This is a genomic window from Aureimonas mangrovi (genome assembly GCF_014058705.1).
Classification (GTDB): domain Bacteria; phylum Pseudomonadota; class Alphaproteobacteria; order Rhizobiales; family Rhizobiaceae; genus Aureimonas; species Aureimonas mangrovi.
Window position 1 is genome coordinate 435860 of the sequence record NZ_CP059692.1, and the last position, 22760, is coordinate 458619.

At 67.9% G+C, this 22760-nt stretch carries 17 protein-coding genes; 10 read left to right on the forward strand and 7 right to left on the reverse strand.

Annotated elements, in window-relative coordinates; genetic code table 11:
* Nucleotides 1-46: 46 nt before the first annotated feature.
* Nucleotides 47-2086, forward strand: a complete 2040-nt coding sequence (locus tag H1343_RS02010; RefSeq protein ID WP_185984318.1) for a TRAP transporter permease — start codon at nucleotides 47-49, stop codon at nucleotides 2084-2086.
* Between the two features lie 67 nt (nucleotides 2087-2153).
* Here the strand turns inward: H1343_RS02010 and msrB are convergent, their stop codons facing one another.
* Entirely contained in the window at nucleotides 2154-2603 is a 450-nt protein-coding gene (msrB, locus tag H1343_RS02015) for a peptide-methionine (R)-S-oxide reductase MsrB (protein WP_185984319.1), read from the reverse strand.
* 212 nt (nucleotides 2604-2815) lie between these two features.
* Between msrB and H1343_RS02020 the strand changes: the two genes are divergently transcribed.
* The 5 genes from H1343_RS02020 to H1343_RS02040 all read left to right on the forward strand — a co-directional run bounded on the left by H1343_RS02020 (nucleotide 2816) and on the right by H1343_RS02040 (nucleotide 11583).
* Complete coding sequence (locus tag H1343_RS02020) at nucleotides 2816-4414, forward strand: peptide ABC transporter substrate-binding protein (protein ID WP_185984320.1); 1599 nt, start codon at nucleotides 2816-2818, stop codon at nucleotides 4412-4414.
* A gap of 72 nt (nucleotides 4415-4486) precedes the next feature.
* Complete coding sequence (locus H1343_RS02025) at nucleotides 4487-5404, forward strand: ABC transporter permease subunit (protein WP_185984321.1); 918 nt, start codon at nucleotides 4487-4489, stop codon at nucleotides 5402-5404.
* Nucleotides 5397-6548, forward strand: coding sequence for an ABC transporter permease (locus tag H1343_RS02030; protein WP_185984322.1), 1152 nt, complete (start codon nucleotides 5397-5399; stop codon nucleotides 6546-6548). The genes H1343_RS02025 and H1343_RS02030 overlap by 8 nt, the downstream gene beginning before the upstream one ends.
* A gap of 1 nt (nucleotide 6549) precedes the next feature.
* Complete coding sequence (locus tag H1343_RS02035; RefSeq protein ID WP_185984323.1) at nucleotides 6550-8208, forward strand: ABC transporter ATP-binding protein; 1659 nt, start codon at nucleotides 6550-6552, stop codon at nucleotides 8206-8208.
* 75 nt (nucleotides 8209-8283) lie between these two features.
* A complete protein-coding gene (locus H1343_RS02040) occupies nucleotides 8284-11583 on the forward strand; it encodes an autotransporter outer membrane beta-barrel domain-containing protein (RefSeq protein WP_185984324.1) in 3300 nt (1099 codons plus the stop codon).
* Nucleotides 11584-11627: 44 nt separating this feature from the next.
* Here H1343_RS02040 and H1343_RS02045 read toward each other — a convergent pair whose 3' ends face one another.
* Nucleotides 11628-12431 (reverse strand): exodeoxyribonuclease III, encoded by an 804-nt coding sequence (locus H1343_RS02045; protein WP_185984325.1) that lies wholly within the window; start codon nucleotides 12429-12431, stop codon nucleotides 11628-11630.
* 134 nt (nucleotides 12432-12565) lie between these two features.
* Between H1343_RS02045 and H1343_RS02050 the strand changes: the two genes are divergently transcribed.
* Complete coding sequence (locus H1343_RS02050) at nucleotides 12566-13444, forward strand: alpha/beta fold hydrolase (protein ID WP_185984326.1); 879 nt, start codon at nucleotides 12566-12568, stop codon at nucleotides 13442-13444.
* 7 nt (nucleotides 13445-13451) lie between these two features.
* Here H1343_RS02050 and H1343_RS02055 read toward each other — a convergent pair whose 3' ends face one another.
* Both H1343_RS02055 and H1343_RS02060 read right to left on the reverse strand, forming a co-directional pair.
* Nucleotides 13452-14099 carry an outer-membrane lipoprotein carrier protein LolA gene (locus H1343_RS02055; protein WP_185984327.1) on the reverse strand — a complete coding sequence of 216 codons (648 nt, stop codon included), beginning with the start codon at nucleotides 14097-14099 and terminating at the stop codon, nucleotides 13452-13454.
* Between the two features lie 167 nt (nucleotides 14100-14266).
* A complete protein-coding gene (locus H1343_RS02060; protein WP_185984328.1) occupies nucleotides 14267-17407 on the reverse strand; it encodes a DNA translocase FtsK in 3141 nt (1046 codons plus the stop codon).
* Between the two features lie 241 nt (nucleotides 17408-17648).
* On the opposite strand from H1343_RS02060, the gene H1343_RS02065 reads away from it, so the two are divergent.
* Entirely contained in the window at nucleotides 17649-17960 is a 312-nt protein-coding gene (locus H1343_RS02065) for a GNAT family N-acetyltransferase (protein WP_185984329.1), read from the forward strand.
* Between the two features lie 77 nt (nucleotides 17961-18037).
* On the opposite strand, the gene H1343_RS02070 is transcribed toward H1343_RS02065, so the two are convergent.
* From H1343_RS02070 to tesB, 3 genes are all read right to left on the reverse strand, one after another.
* Entirely contained in the window at nucleotides 18038-19375 is a 1338-nt protein-coding gene (locus tag H1343_RS02070; RefSeq protein WP_185984330.1) for an ammonium transporter family protein, read from the reverse strand.
* 8 nt (nucleotides 19376-19383) lie between these two features.
* Nucleotides 19384-19722 (reverse strand): P-II family nitrogen regulator, encoded by a 339-nt coding sequence (locus tag H1343_RS02075; RefSeq protein WP_185985423.1) that lies wholly within the window; start codon nucleotides 19720-19722, stop codon nucleotides 19384-19386.
* 220 nt (nucleotides 19723-19942) lie between these two features.
* Nucleotides 19943-20818, reverse strand: a complete 876-nt coding sequence (gene tesB, locus H1343_RS02080) for an acyl-CoA thioesterase II (RefSeq protein WP_246333208.1) — start codon at nucleotides 20816-20818, stop codon at nucleotides 19943-19945.
* Between the two features lie 152 nt (nucleotides 20819-20970).
* Between tesB and H1343_RS02085 the strand changes: the two genes are divergently transcribed.
* A complete protein-coding gene (locus tag H1343_RS02085; RefSeq protein ID WP_246333215.1) occupies nucleotides 20971-22230 on the forward strand; it encodes a ubiquinone biosynthesis hydroxylase in 1260 nt (419 codons plus the stop codon).
* A gap of 163 nt (nucleotides 22231-22393) precedes the next feature.
* The gene (locus H1343_RS02090) at nucleotides 22394-22726 is read left to right on the forward strand and encodes a DUF2849 domain-containing protein (protein ID WP_185984331.1); all 333 of its coding nucleotides are present in this window, start codon (nucleotides 22394-22396) and stop codon (nucleotides 22724-22726) included.
* Nucleotides 22727-22760 lie beyond the last annotated feature (34 nt).

Sequence of the window (22760 nt, forward strand, 5' to 3'; positions counted from 1 at the left end):
AGCCGGCCCGCCTTTTCGATGGCACGATAGAAGAGGCGGCAGGGCGATGGCGGGACAGGAAGTCGCGTTCGACGAGGCCAAGGCACGCGAACTGGAAGAGAAGTTCGATTCGGAAGTCCGCTTCCGCCCGCTCGGGCCGACGGCGGCCTGGATCGCGGCGATCGCGCTCTTCTCGCTGTCGCTCTTCCACTACTACACCGCCGGCTTCGGGCTCCTGCGCGAGGTCACGCATCGCGGCGTCCACATGGCCTTCGTCCTCGGCCTCATCTTCCTTGTCTTCTCGGGAAAGCGCGGCGACGACAAGCTGTACGTGCCCTCCCTCTGGCGCCCGGCGGGCATTCCCCTCTACGACTGGGCGCTGATGGCCGCAGCCTTCGTCTCGACGCTCTACGTCCCGTACATCTTCGCCGACCTCGCCTTCCGCGTCGGCAACCCGCTGCCCGTCGACGTCGTCATGGGCACGCTTCTCATCGTCGTGCTTCTGGAGGCGACGCGGCGGTCGATGGGCTGGCCGCTGCCGGTCATCGCCATCCTCATCATGGCCTACGGCCTGTTCGGGCGATACGCGCCGGGCGTTCTCGTTCATCCGGGCGCGTCGTGGACGAGCCTCGTCAACCATCTCTACCTCACCAGCCAGGGCATCTACGGCCTGCCGGTCGGCGTCGTGGCGACCTACGTCTTCCACTTCGTGCTGTTCGGCGTTCTCGCCACGCGCATGGGCCTCGGCCAGCTCTTCATCGACGCGGCAACCTCCGTCGCGGGGCGCTTTTCGGGCGGCCCGGCGAAGGTGTCGGTCGTCGCCTCGGCGCTGATGGGCTCGATCTCGGGCTCCTCCATCGCCAACGCGGTGACGACGGGCTCGCTGACGATCCCGGCGATGGTGCGTATCGGCTACCCGCGCCACTTCGCGGCGGCGGTGGAGGCGGCGGCCTCGACGGGCGGGCAGATCACGCCGCCGATCATGGGCGCGGCCGCGTTCCTGATGATCGAGTTCCTGGCAATCCCCTACACGCATGTGATGATCGCGGCGCTGGTGCCGGCCTTCATGCACTTCTTCGGCGTGCTGATGCAGGTGCATTTCGAGGCCAAGCGCCAAGGCCTTCGCGGCCTCACCAAGGAGGAGATGCCGAAGATCTGGCTAGTCCTGAAGCGCGACTGGCCGACGCTCTTCCCGCTCTTCATCCTCGTCGGCATCCTGATGAACGGCTACACGCCGTATCTGGCCGCCTTCTGGGGTATCACCGCCTGCATCGTCATCGGCCTGATCAACCCGCGCAACCGGTTGAAGCCCGCCGACATCTTCGAGGCCTTCGTGACGGGCGCGAAATATGCGCTGGCCGTCGGCGCGGCGGCCGCGACCGTCGGCATCGTCATCGGCGTCGTCACGCTGACGGGCGTGTCCTTCAAGGTCGCCTACATCGTCACCTCCACGGCGGCGAACTGGGCTGGCGCGGTGGAGGCGTTCATTCCTTTCGGCCTGATGACGACCGCGACCCTCACGCTCCTGATGACGCTGATTCTGGCGGGAGCGGTGTGCATCATCATGGGCACGGGCGTGCCGACGACGGCGAACTACCTCATCATGGTGACGGTGACGGCGCCGATCCTTGGGCTCCTCGGCGTCGAGCCGCTGGTCGCCCACTTCTTCGTTTTCTACTACGGCATCCTCGCCGACATCACGCCGCCCGTGGCGCTGTGCGCGTATGCGACGGCGGGCATCGCGGGGGCGAACCCGTTCAAGGCGGGCAACACGGCCTTCCGGCTCGGCATGGGCAAGGTGCTGGTGCCGTTCGTCTTCGTCTTCTCGCCCTCGCTCCTGATCATGGTGCAGGACTTCTCGCTGAACGAGTTCCTGCTGGCGACCTACGGCTGCGTGCTCGGCATCACGGCGCTGTCGGCCGCCTTCTCGGACTATCTCACCGACCGGCTGTTCTGGTGGGAGCGCGTCGTCCTCGCCTTCGCCGCGATCCTCCTCGTTGCGCCGGAACTGAACACGACCATCATCGGGACGGTTCTGTTCGTGCCGATCGCGCTCAGGCCGTTCCTCTGGAAGCGCCGCGATGCGCAGCTAACGCCCACGAGCTGACGATACGAAAAAGGCCCTCCGGTTTTGCCGGAGGGCCTTCGTCATGTCCGCTTCGGGCAGCGCTGGGTCAGTCGACGGTCTCGACCTGGGACACGTAGTCGCCGTAGCCTTCGGCCTCCATCGCCTCCAGCGGCACGAAGCGCAGCGCCGCCGAGTTGATGCAGTAGCGCAGGCCGCCGCGATCGACCGGCCCGTCCTCGAAGACGTGGCCGAGATGGCTGTCGCCGCCGGCCGAGCGCACTTCGGTGCGGATCATGCCATGGCTCGCATCGCGCAGTTCGGCGACGTTGGCCGGCTCGATCGGCTTGGTGAAGCTCGGCCAGCCGCAACCGGACTCATACTTGTCGGACGAGGCGAAGAGCGGCTCGCCGGAAACGACGTCGACATAGATGCCGGGCTTCTTGTTCGACAGGTATTCGCCGGTGCCCGGGCGTTCGGTGCCGCTCTGCTGCGTGACGTAGAACTGCTCGGGCGTCAGCTTGGAAATCGCTTCTTCGGTCCGGGTGTAGCGGGTCATGTCGGATGTCCTTCGCTGGGGAAGACGGGCGGCCCGGCTCGGGGAGCGCGGCCGCGAACACGGCCGATATAGGTTGCGCGGACGTCAGCTTCGAGGGCTCGCATCCCCGCTGTCCACGGCCACGAGGTCCCGCTGCCGCAGCGGCACGGTTGCGCGCCACATTGTGCCCGGCCATACTCGCCGTTCGAAAATAAGGGATCGGGATGATTTCCATGATGCGTGAAACGATGCGGGCGCTCGGCCTTTCGACGGCGATACTGGCGGCTGGCGCCGCCACGGCGGCTCCGGCGCTCGCGCAGGAGATGGTCTACAACCGGGGCAACGACACCGATCCCTCCACGCTCGACCATCACTTGACGTCCACGGTGGCCGAGGGCCACGTGATGCGCGACCTCTACGAAGGGCTCGTCGTTCAGGACGCAACCGCCGAGATCGTGCCGGGTGTCGCCGAGAGCTGGGAGATGTCGGACGACGGCCTTGTCTACACCTTCCGCCTGCGCGAGGACGCGCGTTGGTCGAACGGCGATCCGGTAACCGCGAACGACTTCGTCTTCGCCTATCGCCGCATCCAGGACCCGGCGACCGCGGCGCCCTACGCCAACATCCAGTACCCGATCGTCAACGCCGAGGCCGTCAATTCGGGCGACATGGAGCCCGATCAGCTCGGCGTGCGCGCCGTCGACGATCGCACGCTCGAGATCACGCTGCACCAGCCGACCCCCTATTTCCTCGAACTCCTGACGCACCAGACGGGCCTGCCGCTGCATCAGGCCTCGGTGGAGGAGTTCGGCGACCAGTTCACCCGCGCCGGCAACATGGTGACGAATGGCGCCTACATGCTGGAGCGCTTCACGCCGAATGACCAGATCGTGCTGCGCAAGAACCCGGAGTTCCACGACGCGCAGAACGTTGCGATCGATGTCGTCAACTTCATTCCGTTCGAGGATCGCGCGACGTGCCTGCGCCGTTTCGAGGCGGGCGAAGTGCAGTCCTGCTCCGACCTTCCGCTGGAGCAGATGGCCTACATGGAGGCCAATCTCGGCGATCAGGTGCGCATCGCACCCTATCTCGGCACCTACTATCTGCCGGTGAAGACGACGAAGGACGAGTTGTCCGATCCGCGCGTGCGCCAGGCCATGTCGATGGCGATCGACCGCGACTTCCTCGCCCAGGAGATCTGGCAGGGCGCCATGGTGCCGAGCTATTCCTTCGTGCCGGCGGGTATCGGCAATTACGGCGAGCCGGCCGAACTGCCCTACGCGGGCGACGATCTCCTCGACCGCGAGGATGCCGCGATCGCGCTTCTGGAGGAGGCCGGCTACGGGCCGGGCGAGCTCTCGATCCGCCTCCTCTACAACACCTCCGAGAACAACCGGAACACGATGACCGCCATCGCGGACATGCTGAACAATATCGGCATCAGTGCCCAGCCGGAGGAGATGGAGGGCACGACCTACTTCAACTTCCTGCGTTCGGACGGCGACTTCGACGTCGCCCGCGCCGGCTGGATCGGCGACTATTCGGATCCGCAGAACTTCCTCTTTCTCAACGAGAGCGAGAACCCGGGATTCAATTATTCCCGCTGGTCGAATGCCGACTACGATGCGCTGATGGAGGAGGCCGCGGCCGAGACGGACCTCGACGCGCGCGCTGAAATCCTGTTCCGCGCCGAGACGCTGCTTCTGGACGAGGTGCCGGTGATCCCGATCCTCACCTACACGTCCAACTCGCTCGTCTCGGATCGTCTCGATGGCTGGGAGGACAACATCATGAACGTCCACGGATCGCGCTGGATGTCGGTCAGCCAGTAACGCCGCACGGCCAGTTCACCTCTTCGCGTCCGCATGGCATCAGTCGTGCGGACGCTGTCGTTCGGAGCGCCCATGTTCCTCTATGTCCTTAGGCGTCTGGCAAGCGCGATCCCGACGCTGTTCGTGATCGTCACGCTCGCCTTCTTCATGATCCGGCTCGCGCCCGGCGGCCCGTTCGACCTCGAGCGCCCGCTCGACCCGCTGATCATGCAGAACCTCGAGCGCGCCTACAATTTCGACCGGCCGCTCTACGAGCAGTACTTCCTCTATCTCGGCAGTCTTTTGCAGGGCGATCTCGGTCCGTCCTTCACGCGGCGCGACTTCTCGGTGGTGGACCTCTTCCGCGTCGGCCTGCCGGTCTCCATCCAGATCGGCGGCTTCGCGCTTCTGATCGCGCTCGTCCTCGGCGTCCTTCTCGGCGCCTTCGCGGCGCTGCGCCAGAACACGTGGGCCGACTATATGGTCGTCGGCACCGCGACGCTCGGCATCACCATTCCGACCTTCGTGATCGCGCCCGTCCTGTCGCTCGTCTTCGGGGTGATGATGGGCTGGCTGCCCGCCGGCGGCTGGGGCTCGTGGCAGCACATGGTGCTCCCGATCGCGACGCTCGCCCTGCCGCAGATCGCCATCATCGCGAGGCTGACGCGCGGCGCCACCATCGAGGCGCTGCGCTCCAACCACGTTCGCACCGCCCGCGCCTACGGCCTGCCGACGCGCACCGTCGTCGTCGTCCACGCGCTGCGCGCCGCGATCCTGCCGGTCGTCTCCTATCTGGGGCCGACGGCCGCCGCTCTGCTCACGGGTTCGGTGGTGGTGGAGACGATCTTCGGCATTCCGGGCATCGGCCGCTACTTCGTGCAGGGCGCTCTGGGGCGTGACTACACGCTCGTGATGGGCACGGTCGTCGTGATCGCCTGCTTCGTCATCGTCTTCAACCTGATCGTCGACGTCCTCTACGCCTGGCTCGACCCGAGGGTGCGCTATGACTGACATCGCCACCGCCGATACGCCGTCCGGCGAGGTGCCGGCGCCGGGCCGTTCGCTCGGCCAGGACGCCTGGGCACGCCTTCGCCGCAACCGCGCGGCCGTCGCCAGCGCCTTCGTACTGATCGCGCTGGCGCTCGCCGGCATCTTCGGGCCGATGATCCACCAGCACCCCTACGACCGGATCTATCCGCAATATGTGCGCGCGCCGGCGAGCCTCGAGGCCTATCCGCGCGCCGACGATATCCTGCCGGCCTTCGAGCGCGCCGCGGCTCGCTCGCGGGTCGATCTCGGACAGACCGAGCTCGATGGATCGACCGTGCGCGTGCCGGTCACGTCGGACGAGGCGCTCGATCCGCGCATCACCCGCTATGTCGACCGGTCCGACATCTTCTTCGGCGCACGGCTGGAGGACGCTGACGGCCAGGTCCTACCGGATGGAGCGACGAGCGGCTTCCTCGCCGCGGAAGTCCAGCGCCTGCATTTCTACTTTGGCACCGACGCGAACGGGCGCGATCTCCTCTCGCGCATCCTCATCGGCATCCGCATCTCTCTCGCCATCGGCGTCCTCGCCTCGGTCATGGCCCTTCTCCTCGGCGTCACATACGGGGCGATCGCGGGCTATGTCGGGGGACGGCTCGACAATCTCATGATGCGCGTCGTCGACATCCTCTACTCGCTGCCCTTCATCTTCTTCGTCATCCTGCTGGTGGTGTTCTTCGGACGAAGTTTCGTCCTGATCTTCATCGCAATCGGCTGCACGGAATGGCTCGACATGGCGCGCATCGTTCGCGGCCAGACCCTGTCGATCAAACGGCAGGAATACGTGCAGGCGGCCGAGGCGCTGGGCGTCTCGGATGCGGGCATCGTGCGCCGCCACATCATCCCGAACGCGCTGGGGCCGGTGGTGGTCTTCGTAACGCTCCTCGTGCCGAAGGCGATCCTCCTCGAGAGCCTGCTCTCCTTCCTCGGCCTCGGCGTGCAGGAGCCGCTGACGAGCCTCGGCCTCCTGATCTCGGAGGGTGCGGCCAACATGCGCGGCGCGCCGTGGCTCCTGTTCTTCCCGGCCGCCACACTGACGGCGATCCTCTTCGCGCTGAACTTCCTAGGCGATGGCCTGCGTGACGCCCTCGATCCCAAGGACCGCTGAGATGAGCGAACCGATCCTCAAGGTCCGGGGCCTCACCGTCGCCTTCGAGACCAATGACGGCACAGTGGAGGCGGTGAAGGGCATCGACCTCGACGTTGCGCCCGGCGAGACGGTCGCGATCGTCGGCGAATCCGGTTCGGGCAAGAGCCAGACGACGATGGCGATGATGGGCCTGCTGGCCTCGAACGGGCGCGCGAAGGGTTCCGTGCGCTATCGCGATCAGGAACTGATCGGCCTGTCGGAGCGCAGGCTCAACCGCATCCGCGGCGAGAAGATCACCATGATCTTCCAGGAGCCGATGACCTCGCTCGATCCCCTCTATCGCATCGGGCGTCAGATCGCAGAGCCGCTGCGCTTCCATGCCGGGCTTTCCGGCAGCGCGGCGCGCAAGCGCGTGATCGAGCTCCTGAACCTCGTCGGCATTCCGGAGCCCGAGCGTCGCATCGACGCCTATCCACACGAGCTTTCCGGCGGGCAGCGCCAGCGCGTCATGATCGCGATGGCGCTGGCCAACGATCCCGACGTCCTGATCGCCGACGAGCCGACGACGGCCCTGGACGTAACCATCCAGGCTCAGATTCTGGCGCTTCTGGCCGATCTTCAGACGCGGCTCGGCATGGCGATCGTCTTCATCACCCACGACCTCGGCATCGTGAAGCGCTTCGCCGACCGCGTCTACGTCATGCGGCGCGGCGAGGTGGTGGAGGAGGGCGCGTCCGCCGTGCTCTTCGCAGAGCCGAAGCACGATTACACGCGCATGCTGCTCGCCGCCGAGCCGACGGGCCGCAAGGCGCCGCCCGCCGAGGGTGCGCCGACGCTGCTCGAAGGCCGTGACGTCGAGGTGATCTTCACGCGCCGACGCGGGCTCTTCTCGCGCAAGGACGGCGAAGTGCGCGCCGTCGACGGCATCTCGCTGGCGCTGAAGGGCGGCCAGACGATCGGCGTCGTCGGCGAATCGGGCTCGGGCAAGTCGACGCTCGGCCGCGCGCTCCTGCGCCTCCTGCCGAGCGAGGGCACGGTGCTCTTTGAGGGGCGCGACGTCTCCCACGCCGGCAAGGGTGCGATGCGCCCGCTGCGGCGCGAGCTTCAGCTCGTCTTCCAGGATCCGTTCGGCTCGCTCTCGCCGCGCATGACGGTCGGCCAGATCGTCACCGAGGGCCTCAAGGTCCACGCACCCGAACTCTCCGGGCGCGAGCGCGACCGGCGCGCGGTGGAGGCGCTGCGTGAAGTCGGGCTCGATCCCGCCATGCGCAACCGCTACCCGCACGAATTCTCCGGCGGCCAGCGCCAGCGCATCGCCATTGCGCGGGCCATGGCGCTCCAGCCCAAGGTCGTCGTCCTCGACGAGCCGACCTCGGCGCTCGACCGCTCCGTGCAGAAGCAGATCGTCGACCTCCTGCGCGACCTGCAGAAGAAGCACGGCCTGTCCTACCTCTTCATCAGCCACGATCTCGCGGTGGTGCGGGCGATGGCCGACCACATCATCGTCATGCGCTCCGGGCGCATCGTGGAGGAGGGGCCGACGGAGGCGATCTTCGACGCACCGCGCGAGGCCTACACACAGGCGCTGATGGCGGCGGCGATCGACACCGCGCCTTTCCGCATCACGGAAATTGCCGCTGCGGAAGGTCGTGCGGAGACTGTCACGCAAGCGTTATAGAACGGGTCTATGGGGCCGACTGGCCGATGGGGGTGCGAGGGGCATCGTTCATCGGGCTTTTCCGGAGAGTTTCCCATGTTTCGCCTGCCGTCCCCGTCGCGCAGCCTCACGCTGGCCGCGACCGTCTCGATCCTTGCCCTGGCCCCTGCGATGGCGGCGGACTTCACGGTGCCCGCGGGAACGACCGACACGTCGTCCAAGACGGTGGCCGGCGCCGATCGCGGCTCGATCGCGAACGGCGCGGAACTGAACACCAGCGGCACCGCGATCACGCAGAGCGGCGCCGCGCAGGACGTGCGGATCGAGAACGCCGGCACCCTGCGTTCGGGCAATCGCGGCCTCGACGCGACCGGCGGCTCGGGCACGCGCACGATCACCTTCGTCAATTCCGGGCTCGCGGAAACCGACGACGACACGTTCCGCGTCAACACGGACGTGACGCAGGGCACCGTCACGATCGACAACTCGGGCGTGATGCGCTCGGACGGCGGGCAGGTGCTCGATTTCGCCTCGATGCGCTCGGGCGCCTCGCGCGTGGAACTGACCAACAGCGGCATCATGGAAGCGGCCGACAACGACGCGATCCGCTTCGGTGCGGGCTCGACCACCCTGCGCAACACCGGCGACATCCTCTCGACGCAGTCTGCGAACCGCGCGATCAACCTGAACTACGCCGGCAACCTGCCGGTGTTCGAGCTCTACAATGACGGCCGCATCCTCTCGATCGACGACGCGGTGCGCATCAGCGAGGTGCCGACGCTCGGCAACGTGCTCGTGGAGAACCGCGGCACGATCGCCTCGCGGGGCACCGGCGACGATGCCGGTCAGGCCATCGACTTCAACGGCGCACGCGCCGAAAGCATCGTCATCCGCAACTACGGGCTGATCGAGACGGCCGATGCCGACGCCGTGCGTCCCGGCCAGGGCGGCATGGTGGAGAACTTCGGCACCATCATCGGCCGCGCGGTCGATCCAAACGATTCCTCCGACGGCATCGACTTCCAGGACACGAATGTCGGCATGGTCGTCAACCGCACCGGCGGCGTCGTCGACGGCAACCGCCACGGTATCACCGGCAAGCTGCCGATGCCGATCCTCAACGAGGCCGGCGCGCTGATCATCGGGCGCAACGGTTCGGGCATCAACTACGACACGCTCGCCGACCAGGGCCCGATGGTGGTCACGAATTACGGCGAGATCGTCGGCGCCTTCAATCCGGATGCCGAGTACGGCGACGGAGACGGCGTCGACATCGACGCGATCGGCGAAATCTATAATTACGGCACGATCCGGGGCCTCGGCTCCAACGGCACCAAGGAGGGCGACCTCCTGCCCGCCACGAGCGAGGCGATCGCCATCGGTGGCGGCCTCGTCGTCAACGGCTCGGCCGAATACCGCGACGCGCTGATCAGCGGTGTCGACAACGGCATTCTGGTGGACGACAGCGACACCGGCAACGCCTTCGCGGCGATCTCGATCCTCAACCACGGCCGCATCGAGGGCCTCGACGGCTTCGGCATCCGCATCGTGAGCGCGGACGCCAACACGATCGAGAACCACGGCACGATTGCGGGCTCGAACGGCATCGCGGTCGAGTTCGGCGAGGGCGACGACCTCTTCGTCCATCACGACGGCGCCTCGGTCGAGGGTACGGTGAACGGCGCGGCCGGCACGGACACCTTCCGTCTCGGCGGCGCGGCCGGCCGCTTCGACGTCTCGCTCCTCGGCGAAGAGGCGACCTATCGCGGCTTCGAGACCGTCGATGTCGCGGCCGGCAGCGCCTGGACGCTTTCCGGTGAGAGCGCCTATGCCGGAGAGATACGCGTCGCGAACGCCTCGCTGATCCTCGCCGACGCTGGGCTGTCGCAGTCGGCCGTCTCGCTCGTCGATGCTTCGCTCATCGGGACGGGCCGCCTTGGCTCGCTCGACGTAGCCCGATCGCAGGTCGCCATCGCTTCGGGGGAGAGCCTGGCGGTCGCCGGCGACGTCGCCTTCGACGCGGGCTCCAGCCTCCTTCTCGACGTTCAGGGCCGCAGCGGCGTGCTCTCGGCCGGCGGCGCGGTCTCGATCGCGGAGGGGGCGAGCCTCGTTCTCACCGGCACCAGCGGCTGCGCGACGGCGAGCCCCTGCACGATCGTCACCTCGGGCGCCGGCATCGACGGTGCCTTCACGCTCGACAACCGCCTCGCCTTCCTCGGCGCCGACGTTTCCTATGTCGGCAATGACGCACTCCTCGCCCTGTCGCGCAACGGCGTCGGCTTCGCGGACGTCTCCGAGACGCGCAACCAGCGCGCCGTCGGCACGGCGCTCGACGTGCTCGGCTCCGGCGCCCCGCTCTACGACGCAGTGGTCGGGCTCGGCGCCGACGATGCGCGCGGCGCCTTCGACGCCCTCTCCGGCGAGGCGCACGCCTCGGTGAAGACGGGCCTCGTCGAGGTTTCCAACCAGGTCGCCTCGGTCGTCGGCGCGCGCCTGCACGCTTCGATGAGCGGGCCGGACAGCGCCTTCTCGACCTCGGGTCCCGGAGAGAGCGTCATGCCCGCCTACGGCGGCGGCATCGAGACGTGGATCAGCGCCTTCGGCGCGAGCGGCGAGACCGACGCGACGGGCGGCACCGCTAGCCTCGACCGCGACACGCTCGGCGTTCTCGTCGGTGCGGATGCGCTGGTCGGCGGCAACACGCGCCTCGGCATCTTCGGCGGCTACTCGCGCTCCTCCTTCGATGTCGATGCACGCGGCTTCTCGGCCGACAGCGACGACATCCATGTCGGCGTCTATGCCGGCACGCAGCTCGGCGGCCTGTCGCTGCGCGGCGGCGCCGCCTTCGGCTTCCACGACATCGAGACCGAGCGCGGCGTCGCCTTCGCCGGTTTCGCGGATACGCTGGAAGCGGGCACTGACGCGCGCACCACGCAGGTCTTCGGAGAGGTCGGCTACGCCCTCGCTTTCGGCGCCGTCGAGTTCGAGCCCTTCGCGGGCCTCGCCTATGTCGATGTCGACATGGACGGCTTCTCGGAGACCGGCGGCCTTGCCGCGCTCTCGGGCGGGGGCGACGGTTTCGACGCGACCTTCTCCACGCTCGGCCTGCGCGCGGCGACGGCCCTCGACCTGGGCGGCATGGACGCGCGCCTGACCGGCACGCTCGGCTGGCGCCACGCCTTCGACGACGAGGCGCCGGTCTCGACCTTCGCCTTCGACGGCGGGCAGGCCTTCACGGTCGCGGGTGCGCCGATCGCACAGGATGCCGCTCTCGTCGAGGTGGGCTTCGAGGTCGACCTGTCGCCGGCCGCAACGCTCGGCCTCTCCTATGCCGGTCAGTTCGGCGATGACGCCAGCCAGCATGGCGGGCGCGCGACCTTGCGCTTCGCCTTCTGAGGCAGGGCTCCGGTCCGGCGGGCGTGGCCCGCCGGACCGTCACGTCAGATGTCGATCGTGGCCATCACCGGCACATGGTCGGAGGGGCGCTCCCAGGAGCGCGCCTCGCGCAGGACCCTCGCCGAGACCAGCTTTTCGCCGAGATCGGGTGAGGCCCAGATATGGTCGAGCCGGCGGCCGCGATCGCCCACCGTCCAGTCCTTCGAGCGGTAGCTCCACCAGGTGTAGAGCTTTTCCGGGCGCGGAATGTGACGGCGAACGAGGTCGTCCCAGTCGCCTTCTGAAATGACGCGCAGAAGCCCGTCGGTCTCGACGGGCGTGTGCGAGACGACCTTCAGGAGCTGCCTGTGGCTCCAGACGTCCTCCTCGAAGGGCGCGATGTTGAGATCGCCGACGAGGATCGCCGAGACGTTCGGCTCGCCGCCCGAGCGCATGGCCCGCAATTCCTCGATGAAGTCGAGCTTGTGGCGGAATTTCGGGTTGATCTCCGGGTCCGGCTCGTCGCCGCCCGCCGGGACGTAGAGGTTGTGGATGCGCACCTGCCTCTCGCCGACGCGCACGCGCGCAGAAAGATGCCGGGCATCGCCGATGGCGCAGAAATCCTGCCGCACGATGTCCTCGAAGGGCGTCTTCGAGATCGTCGCGACGCCATGGTAGCCCTTCTGGCCGTGGATCGCGACGTGCTCGTAGCCGAGCGCGGCGAAGGCCGCCTCGGGAAACAGCTCGTTCGGACATTTCGTCTCCTGCAGGCACAGGACGTCCGGCGCGTGCGTCTTCAGGAAATGCTCGACCAGCGAGAGGCGCAGGCGCACGGAATTGATGTTCCAAGTGGCGATGGTGAAGGGCAAGGAGGTCTCGCGGGCAGATCGTGTGGGGAGGGCTTTGCGCATCCTGTAGCCGAGTGTTGCGCGCCGAGGCAACGATGCCGGGGCCGGTGCGTTTGAACCGATCCCGCGCATCGGCGCATTCGAAGGAGGGCGCCATGTTCGAGGGTTTCGAGACGCGCACGATCGCCGGCGAGGGTGCCGAGATCTTCTGCCGCCTCGGTGGCGACGGACCGCCGCTTCTCCTCCTCCACGGCTACCCGCAGACCGGCGCCATGTGGGCGCCGGTCGCGGCGCGGCTCGCGGAGCGTTTCACGCTCGTCGTGCCGGACCTTCGCGGCTACGGGCAGTCCTCGCGGCCCGAATCCAAGAACGGCGAGGGCTATTCGAAGCGCATCATGGCGCGCGACATGGTGGCGGTGATGGCAGCGCTCGGCCATGAACGCTTCCGCCTCGCGGGACACGATCGTGGTGCGCGCGTCGCCTATCGCCTTGCGCTGGATTCAGGGCCGGGCGTCGAGCGGCTCGCGCTCCTCGACATCGTTCCGACTGCGGAGATGTGGTGTGCGATGGACGCGGCGTCTGCGCTGAAGTCCTATCACTGGCCGTTCCTCGCCCAGCCGAACCCGGTGCCGGAGCGCCTGATCGCGGCCGACCCGGTCTTCTATCTCGACCACACGATCACGAGCTGGACCAAGGGGCGCTCTCTCGCGCCATTCGCGCCGGAGGCGATGGTGGAATATCGTAAGGCCTTCGCGCAGCCGGGCGCGGTCCACGCCATGTGCGAGGACTATCGCGCCGGGGCCACGATCGACTGTGAAAACGACGAGATCGACCGCAAGGCGGGGCGACGGATCGCGGCGCCGACGCTCGTCCTGTGGGGCGAGCACGGCACGCCCGCCGCCGGCGGCGACGTCCTGGCGACATGGCGCAACTGGTGCGAGAGCGTCGAGGGTAAAAGCTTCGATGCCGGCCATTTCCTCGTCGAGGAAGCGCCGGATGAGACCGGCGCCGCGCTGGAACGCTTCTTCGCCTGAATGCCGATCAGCGACCGCCGCCGATGCGCCCGCGCGACTGCTGGGAAATCTGGTTGTAGGGGATGGCGAACTGCGCCTGATCGACGGACACGCCTTCCTGGACGTTGTCGATGATGACGGTCGTGTCCTTGCCCTGCTGGTCGCGGATCGTCCACTGGCGCAGATCGTAGGTGTTCGGATCGAACATCATGGTAATGCGGGACGAGCCGAAGACCGAGCGATCGCCCATCACGATGGTGATGAGCTCCGGCGTCTGCTGCACGTCCTGGATGTTGGCGGCCGAGAGGTCGATGCGCCTATCGAGCAGGAGCTTCATCGGGGTCTGGGACAGCGGGTAGAGGTCCCAGGTGTTGAGGCGCGCATTGTTGATCGCCACCTGGCTGCCGTCGGCGATCACACGCAGCGGCTGGCCGGAATAGTCGAAGCGGATCTTGCCCGGTCGCTCGATCGAGAAGGTGCCCTCGGACTGGTTGCCGGCCGCGTCGAACTGCAGGAAGTTGCCGGTCATTGATCGCACGGACGAGAAATGGTCGGCCACGGCCTGCGCCGTCGCAGCAGCGGGCTGTTGGGCCGCCGCCGGCAGCGGAGCGAGCGCCGCGCTCGCGAGCGGCGCTGCCAGTGCGAGAGCGAAAAGGGCGTGGAACGGTCGTTTCATGTCGGTCTGTCTCGTCCTCGAATGTCCGGCGCGGGGCCGAGCCTCGTCCCGATCGCGAAGCTAGCTTCGCGCTGCGGCCCGATTGCGGCGCGGCCCGTCCGTGACAGATGGGACGCCATCACGCTTTCGCCAGCGCACGGGGCCTTACCGTTTGGTCAGGCGCGCTTTCAGGCGTTGTCGGTCGGCACCAGGATCTCGCGCTTGCCGGCGTGGTTGGCCGCGCCGATGACGCCTTCGTTCTCCATGCGCTCGATGAGCGAGGCGGCGCGGTTGTAGCCGATGCCGAGGCGGCGCTGGACGTAGGAGGTGGAGGCCTTGCCGTCGCGCAGCACCACCGCCACGGCCTGATCGTAGAGATCGGCGGAATCCTCGAGCCCGCCGGCGCTGCCGCCGCCCGAGCCGGAGGCACCGGCATCGCCGTCCTCGTCGTCCTCGAGGATGGAGTCGAGATAGTCCGGAACGCCCTGGCTCTTCAGATGCGCCACGATATGCTCGACCTCGGCGTCGTCCACGAACGGTCCGTGGACGCGCTGGATGCGCCCGCCGCCGGCCATGAACAGCATGTCGCCCTGGCCGAGAAGCTGTTCGGCACCCTGCTCCTGCAGAATGGTGCGCGAATCGATCTTCGACGTGACCTGGAAGGAGATGCGTGTCGGGAAGTTCGCCTTGATCGTGCCGGTGATGACGTCGACCGAGGGACGCTGGGTCGCCATGATGACGTGGATGCCGGCGGCGCGGGCCATCTGCGCGAGGCGCTGGACGGTGCCTTCGATCTCCTTGCCCGCCACCATCATCAGGTCGGCCATCTCGTCGATGATGACGACGATGTAGGGGAGCGGTGCGAGGTCGAACTCCTCCGATTCGAAGATCGGCTCGCCGGTCTCGCGGTCGAAGCCCGTCTGCACGGTGCGCGAGATGGTCTCGCCCTTCTCGATCGCCTGGCGCACGCGCGTGTTGAAGCCGTCGATGTTGCGGACGCCCACCTTCGACATCTTGCGGTAGCGGTCCTCCATCTCCTTGACCGTCCACTTGAGGGCGACGACGGCCTTCTTCGGATCGGTGACGACGGGAGAGAGGAGGTGCGGGATGCCGTCGTAGACCGAAAGTTCCAGCATCTTCGGGTCGATCATGATCATGCGGCACTCGGCCGGGGTCAGCCGGTAGAGCAGCGACAGGATCATGGTGTTGATCGAGACGGACTTGCCCGAGCCGGTGGTGCCCGCGACGAGAAGATGCGGCATCTTGGCGAGGTCGGCGATCACCGGCTCGCCGCCGATCGTCTTGCCGAGGGTGAGGGCGAGCTTGCCCTTGTTCTGGCTGAAGCTCTCGGCGCCGATCATCTCGCGCAGGTAGACCGTTTCGCGACGGGCGTTCGGCAGCTCGATGCCGATGGCATTCTTGCCAGGGATCACCGCGACACGCGCCGCGATCGCCGACATCGAACGGGCGATGTCGTCGGCAAGCCCGATGACGCGGCTCGACTTGATGCCAGGCGCCGGCTCCAGCTCGTAAAGCGTGACGACAGGGCCGGGGCGGACCTCGATGATCTCGCCCTTCACGCCGAAGTCGTCGAGAACACCCTCGAGCAGCCGGGCGTTCTCCTGCAGAACTTCGGGTGACAGCGAGGTGTCCTGCGTGCGGGCCTTGGGCGGCGAGAGGAGGTTGACGGGCGGCAGTTCGAAGAACTCCGGCGCATAGGCGTGAGCCGGCTCACCCTGATAGACACGCTGCGGCTGCGAGGCCTGCCGCGAGACGGCCTGCTGGGCTGCCGCCGGCACGACGCGCACGCCGTGGTCCATGACCGGGGCAGGGGGGCGCTGGGGCTGCGGCTGGGGCTGCGGCTGCGGTGCGCGCATGGCAGGAGCCGGCATCGAGGCCGGCGCTTCGTCGCGGCGCTTGGGGAAGGCGACGATGTTGGCGGCGCGGCCGAGCCAGCCGCCGGCCGTTTCTTCGCGGGCGGGCGCGTTCGCCGGCTGAATCCGGTCGCCGGCGTCGAGGCGGAAGCCGCGATCCTCGGACGGCTCGTCCCGGTAAGCGCCGGCATCGTCCTCGTGGACGTCGAAGGGGGGCTGTTCCTCGCCGATCTCGTCGCCGAGATAGGCGTCGAAGGCCTCCTCCTCGGTCTCGAAGACTTCCTCGTCGGCGGTGCCGCGCGCGGACTGGCCGCGCGGCTGCCCGAGGCGGGAGGCGGCGACCGAACCGTTCCAGTCTGAGCGGCCGTGACGCACGGTGGCGCGGCTCGTGTCGACCGCGCGGCGCGCCGGAGCGTCCGGGGCGACGTCCGGTTCGTAGGCGTCGTAGGCCTGGCCGTCGTAGGCGTCGGCGTGTGATGCTTCCTGCCAAGCGGCTTCCGCCTCGTAGCCGTCGTAGGCCGCATACGGCGCCGGTGCGGGCTCGAAGACCGGCTGCGGTGGCTGCGGCGCGACGATGCGCACCTCGCGCACCTCGCGTTCGGTGCGCAGGCGCGGAGCGGGTGCAGGTGCGCCGAGCGGCGCCTCGGGCGACCAGTCATGCGTGCCGAACGGGTCCGTGCGCTCCCGGTCGAAGCGCTCCTCGCGCTTGAAGCGGCGCGACAGGGCCGAGCGTGCGGTGTAGGCGAGATGCGAGGCGGCGCCGACCATAAGCTGGAAGCGGCTTTCGCGCTCGTCCTCGCCCTCGTCCTCTTCATCGAAGGCCGGCGCGTGGCGCAGCTGAGGGCGCTCGGCAGGGCGCGGGGCGGCGACGTTGCGGGCCGTCAGAATGTTGCGGCTGCCGGCGCCGATCAGGCCCGTGCCCGCGAGGAACAGCCAGCCGGCCGGCGCCGCGAGGATCACGCCGAAGACGAGGCCGAGGAAACCGGAAGGATAGGCGCCGGTGATCAGCGCCGGGAACTTCAGGACGAGATCGCCCGCGATGCCGCCGAGGCCGATCGGCAGAGGCCAGCTCGCGGCTGCTGGGAAGCAGCCGAGCGCGGCCGCCGCCAGCACGATGCCGCCGAAGGCGAGCCAGCCCCGGCGCCCGAATTGGCCGATATGCCGGCCCGAGATCAACGTCACCGCCCAGATGGCGGGCAGCACGACCAGAAGCACGCTGGCGAGGCCGAAGATCTGCATGGCGAGATCGGCGACGATCGCGCCGGACGGTCCGGCGAGATTGGTGACGGGATCGGCGCTCGCGAGGCTCAAGGAGGGGTCGGAAACGTTCCAGCTCGCCAGCGACATGCCCATGAAGAAGGCGAGGGCGAGAAGGCCGAGCCCTGCGCACAGGCGCAAGGGGCGCCCCAGGGGGGAGCGGGAAACCTCGTTCGCCTCGATCGATGCCATCGCCATGGTCGCTTCGTCCTGCCTTAATGCGTCCTCGCCGGCGACGAGCCGGCGTAACCTTGAGCGCCGCGCGGCCTTTCCGGCCGCAGTTCGCCACTGTTGCGCCGAGGATAGGCCGACAGGGTTAAGGCCCGTTTAACCTTGACGAATCCTTCGCAGGCGGTGCCGGCGCCGCGCCGCGATTGCTTCGCGTCGCCGGCACCCCAGATAGCGGAGCATGGAAGCATCATCGGGCGGAGGAAACGCCATGGAATTCAAGCACGACGACCGCGGTCGGGCCGGGCTCTTCACGGCCGGCGAGGGCGAGGACAAGGCCGAACTCAGCTATTCGCCGGCCGGCCTGCAGGACGCACTGGTCTTTGACCACACCTATGTGCCCGAGCACATGCGCGGGCAGGGAGTTGCCGAGAAGCTCGTCGACTTCGCCGTCGACTACGCGCGCTCGAAGAACATGAAGGTCGTGCCGGCCTGCTCCTACGTGCGCACGCTCTTCCAGCGGCATCCCGACAAGTACGCCGATGTGGCGACCGAGGAGGAAAAGCCCTTCGGCCGCGTCTGAGCCTTTGGCGCTAAATCAAGAAGGGCCGGCGGAGCGATCCGCCGGCCCTTTGTTCTTCGCTCTTGTTCCGGTGCGGATCAGATCCGCGAGGCCGAGAACTCCGGATAGGCTTCGACGCCCACTTCCGCACGATCGAGGCCGAGGGCTTCCTCTTCCTCGGTCGGGCGCAGGCCGATCACCGCCTTGATGACGAACCAAACGACGGCGGAAGCCACGACCGTGAACGCGCCGACGGCGACGATGCCGAGGATCTGCGAGCCGAAGTTCGTGTCCGCGTTGGTGAACGGAACGGCGAGCGTGCCCCAGATGCCGGCCACGAGGTGGACCGGGATGGCGCCGACGACGTCGTCGATCTTCAGCTTGTCGAGGAGCGGCACGGTGAAGACGACGAGCGCCGCGCCGACGCCGCCGATCACGGCCGCCGACAGGAAGGTCGGCGTCAGAGGCTCGGCGGTGATGGCGACCAGGCCGCCGAGGGCACCGTTCAGCGCCATCGTCACGTCCACCTTCTTGTAGACAACCTGCATGATGATCATCGACACGATGACGCCGGCCGCGGCCGCCGTGTTGGTGTTGACGACCACGCGGCCGACCGATGCCGCGTCTTCCAGCGTGCCGAGGGCAAGCTGCGAGGCGCCGTTGAAGCCGAACCAGCCGAACCACAGGATGAAGGCGCCGAGCGTGGCGAGCGGGATCGAGGAACCCGGCATCGCGATAGAGCGACCGTCCGCACCGAAGCGGCCCTTGCGCGCGCCGATGATGATGGCGCCCGTGAGCGCGGCCCAGCCGCCGACCGAGTGGACGAGCGTCGAGCCGGCGAAGTCGGAGAAGCCGGCCTCGGAGAGCCAGCCGCCGCCCCACTGCCAGGAGCCGGTGATCGGGTAGAGGACGCCGCAAAGGATGACGACGAAGAGCAGGAACGGCCACAGGCGCGTGCGCTCCGCGACGGTGCCCGAGACGATCGAGGCGGCCGTGGCGCAGAACATCGACTGGTAGAAGAAGTCGGTGGCCAGCGAATAGTCGCCCGTGTCGGACGCCGGATCCGGGAACACCATCCAGGAGGGGGTGCCGAACCAGCCGCCGTCGACGCCGGTGTACATGAGGTTGTAGCCGACGATCCAGTAGACGAGGACGCCGACCGAATAGAGCGAGATGTTCTTCAGGCACTGCATCGAGACGTTTTTGGAACGCACGAGGCCGGCCTCGAGCATGCAGAAGCCCGCCGCCATCCACATGACGAGGATGCCGCCGAGGAAGAAGAGCAGGGTGTTGAAGACGTAGAGGTTCACGTCGACGGCCGCTTCCGCGGCTTCAGGGGCCGCCTCGACGGCGGGAGCGGCATCCTGCGCGAAGGCCGCGGTCGCGGCGAGCGCCGAGACGATGCCGGCGGTGAGAAGTGTTTGTTTCAGGCGCATGGATCCCCTCACAGCGCGTTGACGTCGGTTTCGCCGGTGCGGATGCGCACGGCGCTGTCGATGGAGAAGACGAAGATCTTGCCGTCGCCGATCTGGCCGGTCTTGGCCGCGCCTGCGATGGCCTCGACGGCCGCGTCCACCATGTCGGCCGGCACGCCGACCTCGATCTTCAGCTTCGGCAGGAAGCTGACGGCGTATTCGGTGCCGCGGTAGATCTCGGTGTGGCCCTTCTGCCGGCCGTAGCCCTTCACTTCCGTCACGGTCAGGCCCTGAATGCCGACGGCAGTGAGCGCCTCGCGCACCTCGTCGAGCTTGAACGGCTTGATCACCGCCATCACGATTTTCATGGTCACCTCGAGCTTCCTGTCTCCGGGTCGCGGCCGCTTGATCGCCCGCTGGAAAGAGCCCCAGCGCGGCGGTGCCCCGACACCCTACAAGCAAGAAGCGTGCCACTCAGCGTGCTGACACGAAAAAGCCGCGATCTTGCCTGACCGCGGCTGTCGTCTGCCCAGATTGGCTTCATCGCCTACGCCCAATCGGGCAGCATGATGCGCGATTTTTGAGCGCTCAGGTGGCCGGTGTGACCCGTCGGGGGCGGATCAGTCCCTCCTGCGCGACCGAAGCGACGAGCACGCCGTCCTCGCGGAACAGCGCGCCGCGCGTCAGCCCGCGCGCGCCGGAGGAGGAAGGGCTGTCCTGCGTGTAGAGATGCCAGTCACTCGCTCGCACGGGGCGGTGAAACCACATGGCATGGTCGAGGCTCGCCGCCTGGATCCGGGCGTCGAAGACCGAGAGCCCGTGTGCGAACAGAGAGGTGTCGAGGAGCGTCATGTCCGACAGATAGGCGAGGATTGCCGCGTTCAGCGCGGGATCGTCGCCGACGTCTCCGACCGCCCGCACCCAGACGTCCTGGCGCGGCGGCAGCTTTTCCTCGCTGACATAGTGGTCGAGCGAGACCGGGCGGAACTCGATCGGACGCGGACGTTTCCAGTACCGCAACACCGGCTCCGGCGCGCCTTCGAGAACCCTAGCCGCCAGTTCCTCGCCGTGCAGCAGCTCGTCGGGCCCCGGCACATCCGGCATGGCGGCCTGATGATCGAGCCCCTCCTCATGCTTCTGGAAGGAGGCCGAAAGCGTGAAGATCGCCTCGCCGTGCTGGATGCCGATGACGATGCGCGTGGTGAACGATCCGCCGTCCCGGATGCGCTTCACTTCGTAGATGACCGGCGCCTTGGGGTCGCCCGGCCGCACGAAGTAGCCGTGGAGGGAGTGGACGTGTCGCTCGGCCGGTACCGTGCGCTGCGCGGCGACGAGGGCCTGCGCGATGACCTGTCCGCCGAAGATGCGCTGCCAGCCGCTCTGAGGGCTGGTGCCGCGATAGAGGTTTTCCTCGAGCCGCTCGAGGTCGAGCGTCTGGATGAGGCCCTGCATCAGCTCGTTCATGGCGTGCGCTGCTCTCTCGTCGTCCTGCATTTCATTCCGGCGGCCTTCATCCGGCATTCGCCATGCGCGGGCAAGGGTGGTGTCCGTGTTTGCCACGCGCGTTCGCTCAGCCTAAATGCCCCGCATCGGCGGCAGGCAAGCGGAGCGGACGCATGGTCGAGGAACGGGCAGGCGCGATGATGGCGGCATTGCCGCGCGGGCGCTTCGACGTCGTGATCGCGGGCGCCGGCTATGTCGGGCTGACGGCGGCGGTCGCGATCAAGGACGCGGCGCCCGAGCTTTCCGTGCTTCTGGTGGACGCGGCGCCCGAGGGTGTGTGGCGCAAGGATGCTCGCGCCTCGGCTCTCGCCGCCGCGGCCGTTCGGATGCTGAAGACGCTCGGTGTCTGGGACGCGATCGGCGCGGAGGCGCAGCCGATCAACGAGATGATCGTCACGGACTCGCGCACGTCGGATCCGGTGCGCCCCGTGTTCCTGACCTTCGGCGGCGAGGCGCGGCAGGGCGAGCCGTTCGCTCACATGATGCCGAACGTCGCGTTGAACGGAGCCTTGCGCGAGCGCGCCCAGGCGCTCGGCGTCGAGATGCGGGCGGGCGCGGCCGTCACGGCGCTTACGGAGGGGCCGGGCGCGATGTCCGTCTCGCTCGCGGACGGCTCGTTGATTGAAGCGCGCCTGCTGGTCGCGTGCGACGGTGTCAAGTCCAAGATCCGCGACATGGCGGGGATTCGCACCGTCCACACCGACTACGGCCAGTCCGGCATCGTCGTCACGGTAGCGCATGAACGACCGCACGGCGGGCGGGCGGAGGAGCATTTCCTTCCGGGCGGCCCCTTCGCCATCCTGCCGCTGAAGGGTAACCGCTCCTCGCTGGTCTGGACAGAGCCGACGCGCGAAGCCGAACGGCTCGTCGCCTCCGACGAGATGGTGTTCGAAATGGAACTGGAGCAGCGCTTCGGCCTGAAGCTCGGCCCGCTCACCGTCGAGGGAGAGCGTCGGGCCTTCCCGCTCGGGCTGACGCTTGCGCGTGACTTCGTCAAGCCGCGCGTGGCGCTGGCCGGCGATGCGGCACACGGCATCCACCCGATCGCAGGGCAGGGGCTCAATCTCGGCTTCAAGGACGTCGCGGCCCTCGCCGAGACGGTAGTGGAGGCCGCTCGGCTCGGGCTCGACATCGGCACGCTCGACACGCTGCGCCGCTACGAGCGCTGGCGCCGTTTCGACACGGTGCAGATGGGCGTGACGACCGATGTCCTGAACCGGCTCTTCTCCAACGACAGCCTCGCCTTGCGCCAGCTGCGCACCTTCGGGCTCTCGGTGGTCGACCGGCTCCCCTTCGCCAAGCGCTGGTTCATCGAGGAGGCGGCGGGACTTTCGGGCCCCGCGCCGCGGCTTCTGGCGGGCGAGCGCATCTAGCGCGTCCCAATCCTTCTCGGGTTTCGCGCAAAAATCGTTCGCACTGGAGCGGGCCTTTGGAACGCCCGCCAGGTGCGCGCCCGTGCGCGATGGCCTATTTAGAACCTTCACAAGATGGCGTGGCTCATCCATGCCGCCTCGAGACGAAGGACGACGCCCGGACATGGCGGAATCGAAGGTTGCAGCGCGCGGCAAGGGGCCCAAGCTGCCGGTGATCATGACCGCGAACGACCTTCTCGACGGCGAGGTGGTGTTCCTGGGCGCCGAAGGCTGGACCTTTGATCCGCACGGCGCGCTTGTCGCGGAGGACGAGGAGACTGCCGAGCGCTACGAGGCGCAAGGCAGGCAGGATCTTGCCGCCAACCGGATCGTCGACCCCTATCTCGTCGAGGTGACGGTGGAGAACGGCGAAGTGACCGCGCGGCACTTCCGCGAGGCCATTCGCCTCAAGGGGCCGACGATCCATCCCGAGATGGGCAAGCAGGCCGAATACTGAGAACGCACGGGCGCGCGCAAAGGCCGCCGCGGCC